Genomic DNA, 5,833 nt, shown 5'->3' with positions numbered 1-5,833 from the left:
GAAAAGGCCTATGGCAATATCGGCGTCGCCAAGATCGCCGGCGACAAGGCCGCCCTGCTCAAGGATCTTGAGCTGGCGCTGTTCGCCGGCAAGATCGCCGCCTACGCGCAGGGTTTCGCGGTGATGAGCGGCGCCTCGAAGGAATTCAACTGGAACCTGCCGATGCCGACCATCGCCAAGATCTGGCGCGCCGGCTGCATCATCCGCTCGCAGATGCTGGACACGATGGCCGAGGCGTTCGGCTCTGGCAGCGCGTCAACCAATCTTCTGATGGCGTCGGCCTTCATCGCCATGATGCAGGAGGCGCATCCGTCACTGCGCAGGATCGTGGCGCGGGCGTCCGAAGCCGGCTCGCCGGTGCCGGCGCTGTCGTCGGCGTTGGCCTATTTCGACAGCTACCGTCAGGGCCGCGGCACCTCCAACCTGATCCAGGCGCAACGTGATTTCTTCGGCGCGCACGGCTTCGAGCGCATCGGCGAGCAGGGCGCGTTCCATGGACCCTGGGGCAGCGGCGCGGCCTAAGGGCAGGTAAGGCCGGCCTGCAAATGGCGGCCTCCTGCGCTTCTACTCCGGTTCTCGGAAGCCACCCAGTTTGGTCGCTTCGCGCCCGTCTTCGACTCCGACTCGGCCTGACCTGTCTCTCAAGTCGCGCCAATCAGCCGCGATAGGGCAGAACCTCGCTCGGCTTGCTCAGCGATTGCAGCGAGCCGGGTTCGGAGCCGCCGATCCAGCCGAGCACCGAGCGGGCCAGCTCGGAGCCGGCGAGGCGGAAGTTCTCGTTGACGACCAGCAGTTCCCGCCGGAACAGATGCAGCAGTTCCGAAGACTGCTTCGACACCACGTCGACGTCGCGGCCGAGCTTCAGGCCGGCATCCTCGATGCCGGCGACGACGGCGAGCGTCGCCGCGGCGGCGCTGCTGACGAAGCCGTCCGGCCGGTCCCGGCGCTGCATCAACTGCGCCGTCCGCATCCTGATCTGCTCGATCGACTGGTCGATGGACACGGTGTTGAACGGCACCTCGCTGGCGCCGACGTCACTCAGCGCGTCGGCAAAGCCGTTCAGCGTATGGCCATAGTAGGTGAGGCCGACCGGTGGCGTCACAAGGGCGAGCCGGCTGCGGCCGATGCCGGCGAGATAGCGCACCGCCTCGCCTGCGAAGGCGTAGTTGTCGAAATCATGGTAGGGGTGCACGAGCCCCATGTCGGTGCGGCCGTGCGTGGCAAAGGGAATGCCGCGCTCCAGCATGTAGCGGGCGCGCGGATCGTCCGGCTGGGTGCGCGAAATGATGATGCCGTCGGCCGAGCCCGTCTCGACCAGATAGCGTATCGGATCCAGCGGATCCTGCGAGCGCGAATAGGGCGTGACGATCAGGTGATAGGGTGTGTCGGCGATCACCTCCGAGACACCGTAGATGATGTCCGAAACAAAGCTCATGATCTCGCGCTCGGTGTTGAGCACGAGGCTGATGACATTGGTCTTGCCGGTCCTGAGGCGCACGCCGGCGCGGTTCGGCCGGTAGCCGATCTGCCTGGCGACAAGCTGAACGCGGCGCCTGGTCTCGGCGCCGATTTCGGGGGCATCCTTCAAGGCGCGCGACACGGTGGTGACGCCCAGCCCCGTCATGAAGGCAAGCGTCTTCAGCGTCGGCCTGGCCGGCGCTTCGCCATCCCTGTCCGTCTGGTCCCTGTCCATATCGTCCCGCCCGTCAGGCGCATAGCAGTCACCGGGCCGGCCGGCAATCGCCGCTATCGTCAGGCGGGCAGTCCCCGTCCGACAAAACCCCCATACACTGAAACGTTACAGATTGTCACGACCGTTGTCTGTTCCGGGCTAGGTCTGCCTTTTCCTGGCGTGCTCTCCCGGCTCGGAAAGTCGTTGGGAATCAGCGCGGAAGGCGTTTCGGGCAAGTTTTTTGCCAGCTTCAAGCGTTTTGCAGCGCAGCTTTGCGTGTTGCGGTGCACAAACTCGTGGCTGGCGGAACTATTTTGTTCGCGCTCCGAAAAATATCGAAGCGGCGTTTGCGTGAGGGGTTGCGCATGTCGTGCAATTGCCGTATCGAAAATCTGTAACGTTTCAGATTCTTGGGAGGAACCGAAATGCGATACAAAATCCTGACTGCTGCGCTGGCGGCGACGGCCGCGCTGCAGTTCGCCGGTCCGGCGGCCGCGACCGATCTGGAAGTCACCCATTGGTGGACGTCCGGCGGCGAAGCGGCGGCTGTCGCCGAGTTGGCCAAGGCCTTCGACGCAACGGGCAATCACTGGGTCGACGGCGCCATCGCCGGTTCCGGCGGCACGGCGCGGCCGATCATGATCAGCCGCATCACCGGCGGCGACCCGATGGGCGCCACCCAGTTCAACCACGGCAGGCAGGCGGAAGAGCTGGTGCAGGCCGGCCTGATGCGCGACCTCACCGATATCGCCACCAAGGGCAAATGGACGGAAGTCGTGCGGCCGAAGAGCCTGCTCGACAGCTGCACCATCGACGGCAAGATCTATTGCGTGCCGGTCAACATCCATTCCTGGCAATGGTTGTGGCTGTCGAACGCGGCCTTCGAAAAGGCCGGCGTGCCGGTGCCGAAGAACTGGAATGAATATGTGGCGGCCGCCCCCGCGCTGGAGAAGGCAGGCATCATCCCGCTCGCCGTCGGTGGGCAGCCCTGGCAGGCCTCCGGCGCCTTCGACGTGCTGCTCGCGGCTGTCGGCGGCACCGATACCTTCCTCAAGGTGTACAAGGACAAGGATGCGAAATTCGCCGCCGGGCCCGAGGTCGCCAAGGTGTTCAAGGCCGCGGACGATGCCCGCAAGATGGCGAAGAACACCAATGTGCAGGACTGGAACCAGGCAACCAATCTCGTCATCACCGGCAAGGCTGGTGGCCAGATCATGGGCGACTGGGCGCAGGGCGAATTCCAGGTCGCCGGCCAGACCGCCGGCAAGGACTATACCTGCCTTCCGGGCCTTGGGCTGAACGAGGTGATTGCCACCGGCGGCGATGCCTTCTACTTCCCGCTGCTGAAGGACGCCGACAAGTCCAAGGCGCAGGAAGTGCTGGCCGAAACGCTGCTCGATCCCAAGACGCAGGTTGCCTTCAACCTGAAGAAGGGCTCGCTGCCGGTGCGCGGCGACGTCGACCTGCAAGCGGCGAATGACTGCATGAAGAAGGGCCTCGACATCCTGGCCAAGGGCAGCGTCATGCCCTGGACCGACCAGTTGATGTCGCAGGACAGCCAGAAGCAGAAGGAGGATCTCTTCTCCGAATTCTTCGCCAAGCCGGACTTGACCGTAGAAGACGCGCAGAAGCGTTTCGCCGACATCATCGCTTCGGCGGACTGATTGGTTTTGCCGACTGTTTACGGCGCCCCCGCCAGCTCCTGGCCCCAGCCTATCCGGGGTCAGGAGCGTGATGTCGTCATTGCCCCAGCCCGGCTGTCGAGATGAGCAAGAGCGAACGCCCCAACCAGCTTTTCCGCAACCTCAATGCGAAGGTCGCCTCGATCCCGATGATCCTCACCGCGCTGGTGGTTTTCGTCGGCGGCACCGCATGGACGGTGCTCTATTCCTTCACCAACTCGAAACTGCTGCCGCGGCTCAACTTCGTCGGCCTCGACCAGTATTACCGGTTGTGGGGGACGCCGCGCTGGCTGATCTCGATCGAGAACCTCTTGATCTATGGCGTCATTTCGCTGGTGTTCTCGCTGGCGATCGGCTTCATCCTGGCCGCGCTGCTCGACCAGAAGATCCGCTTCGAGGACACATTCCGCACCATCTTCCTTTATCCCTTCGCGCTCTCCTTCATCGTCACCGGTCTGGTGTGGCAGTGGCTGCTCAATCCGGACTTCGGCATTCAGGGCGTGGTGCGAAGCCTTGGCTGGACAAGCTTCAGCTTCGATCCGCTCTACAATTCCAGCATCGTCATCTACGGCATATCGATCGCGGCCCTATGGCAAGGCACCGGGCTCGTAATGTGCCTGATGCTCGCCGGCCTGCGCGGCATCGACGAGGATATCTGGAAGGCAGCCCGGGTGGACGGGATCCCGATGTGGAAGACCTATCTGTTCATCGTCATTCCGATGATGCGGCCGGTCTTCATCACCACGCTGGTCATCATCGCCGCCGGCATCGTCAAGGTCTATGACCTGGTGGTGGCCCAGACCAGCGGCGGGCCAGGCATCGCCTCCGAGGTGCCGGCAAAATACGTCTACGACTACATGTTCTTCGCCCAGAACCTCGGCCAGGGTTTTGCCGCATCGACCATGATGCTGTTGTCGGTGGTGATCGTCATCGTGCCGTGGGCCTATCTCGAATTCGGAGGCAAGAAGCGTGTCTGAGCTTGCCATCCCCCTGCCCAGCACCGCCGCTGCCCTCAGGCGCGAAGCCACGGGACCAAGCGGGCCGAAGCCGCGGCACGTGTTCTCGCGCCGCAACATCTTCCTCTATGGCACGCTGATCGTGGTGGCGGTCTACTACCTCCTGCCGCTCTATGTGATGGTCGTCACCTCGCTCAAAGGCATGCCGGAGATCCGCCTCGGCAACATCTTCTCGCCGCCGCTGGAGATCACCTTCGAGCCTTGGGTCAAGGCGTGGTCGCAGGCTTGCACCGGCCTCAATTGCGACGGGCTCTCGCGCGGCTTCTGGAATTCGGTGCGCATCACCGTCCCCTCGGTGATCCTGTCGATCGCGATCGCCTCGGTAAACGGCTATGCGCTCGCCAACTGGCGCTTCAAGGGCGCCGACACCTTCTTCGTCATCCTCATCGTCGGCGCCTTCATCCCCTATCAGGTGATGATCTACCCGATCGTCATCATCCTGCGCGAGATCGGCCTCTACGGCAGCCTGAGCGGCCTGGTGATCGTGCATTCGATCTTCGGCATGCCGATCCTGACGCTTCTGTTCCGCAACTATTTCTCGTCGATGCCGGAAGAGCTATTCAGGGCGGCACGCGTCGACGGCGCCGGCTTCTGGGGCATCTATCTGCGCATCATGCTGCCGATGTCGCTGCCGATCTTCGTCGTCGCCGTCATCCTGCAGGTCACCGGCATCTGGAACGACTTCCTGTTCGGCGTCGTCTACACGCGGCCGGACACTTATCCGATGACGGTGCAGCTCAACAATATCGTCAATTCGGTGCAGGGCGTGAAGGAGTACAACGTCAACATGGCCGCCACCATCCTGACCGGCCTCGTGCCGCTCATCGTCTACTTCATTTCCGGCAAGCTTTTCGTACGCGGCATCGCCGCCGGCGCGGTGAAAGGATGATGATGACGGACATTGCCAATCCCAGCGTGTCGATCCAGGATCTGTCGCTGAATTTCGGCGCCGTGTCGGTGCTGCAGACGCTCAACCTCGATGTCGCTGAGGGCGAGTTCATCGTGCTGCTCGGCCCGTCGGGCTGCGGCAAGTCGACCTTGCTCAACTGCATCGCCGGTCTGCTCGACATTTCGGACGGGCGCATCTTCATCAAGGGCAAGAACGTCACCTGGGAAGAGCCCAAGGACCGCGGCATCGGCATGGTGTTCCAGTCCTATGCTCTCTATCCGCAGATGACGGTGGAGAAGAATCTGTCCTTCGGTCTGCGCGTCGCCGGCGTGCCCAAGGACGAGATCGCCAGGCGTATCGCGCGCGCCGCCGAGATCCTGCAGATCGAGCCGCTCCTGCAACGCAAGCCGTCGGCGCTCTCCGGCGGCCAGCGCCAGCGCGTGGCGATCGGGCGCGCGCTGGTGCGCGACGTCGACGTGTTCCTGTTCGACGAGCCGCTTTCCAATCTCGACGCCAAGCTGCGCTCGGAACTGCGGGTCGAGATCAAGCTGCTGCACCGCAAGCTCGAGAACAC

Annotated in this window: 5 protein-coding genes and 1 pseudogene; 5 read left to right on the top strand and 1 reads right to left on the bottom strand. The window is 63.4% G+C overall.

Annotated features, from left to right (window positions below):
• A pseudogene (locus tag EN780_RS25940) lies at nucleotides 1-522 on the top strand (NADP-dependent phosphogluconate dehydrogenase); the annotation flags it as partial.
• Between the two features lie 133 nt (nucleotides 523-655).
• On the opposite strand, the gene EN780_RS25935 reads toward EN780_RS25940, so the two are convergent.
• Nucleotides 656-1,693, bottom strand: coding sequence for a LacI family transcriptional regulator (locus tag EN780_RS25935; RefSeq protein ID WP_128275717.1), 1,038 nt, complete (start codon nucleotides 1,691-1,693; stop codon nucleotides 656-658).
• A 404-nt stretch (nucleotides 1,694-2,097) separates the two neighbouring features.
• Between EN780_RS25935 and EN780_RS25930 the strand changes: the two genes are divergently transcribed.
• From EN780_RS25930 to EN780_RS25915, 4 genes are all read left to right on the top strand, one after another.
• Entirely contained in the window at nucleotides 2,098-3,336 is a 1,239-nt protein-coding gene (locus EN780_RS25930; protein ID WP_126058246.1) for an ABC transporter substrate-binding protein, read from the top strand.
• 101 nt (nucleotides 3,337-3,437) lie between these two features.
• Nucleotides 3,438-4,331: a sugar ABC transporter permease gene (locus EN780_RS25925; protein ID WP_128275716.1), complete on the top strand. Its 894-nt coding sequence runs from the start codon at nucleotides 3,438-3,440 to the stop codon at nucleotides 4,329-4,331.
• The gene (locus tag EN780_RS25920) at nucleotides 4,324-5,259 is read left to right on the top strand and encodes a carbohydrate ABC transporter permease (protein WP_128275715.1); all 936 of its coding nucleotides are present in this window, start codon (nucleotides 4,324-4,326) and stop codon (nucleotides 5,257-5,259) included. The genes EN780_RS25925 and EN780_RS25920 overlap by 8 nt, the downstream gene beginning before the upstream one ends.
• Before the next feature lie 2 nt (nucleotides 5,260-5,261).
• The coding region (locus EN780_RS25915) for an ABC transporter ATP-binding protein (RefSeq protein WP_133372717.1) at nucleotides 5,262-5,833 on the top strand (572 nt) is incomplete at its 3' end.

Origin of the sequence: Mesorhizobium sp. M4B.F.Ca.ET.089.01.1.1 (genome assembly GCF_004022605.1) — a bacterium.
Taxonomy (GTDB): domain Bacteria; phylum Pseudomonadota; class Alphaproteobacteria; order Rhizobiales; family Rhizobiaceae; genus Mesorhizobium; species Mesorhizobium abyssinicae.
Note: the sequence above shows the minus strand (reverse complement) of the source record. Positions and strands in the feature narration are given on the sequence as shown.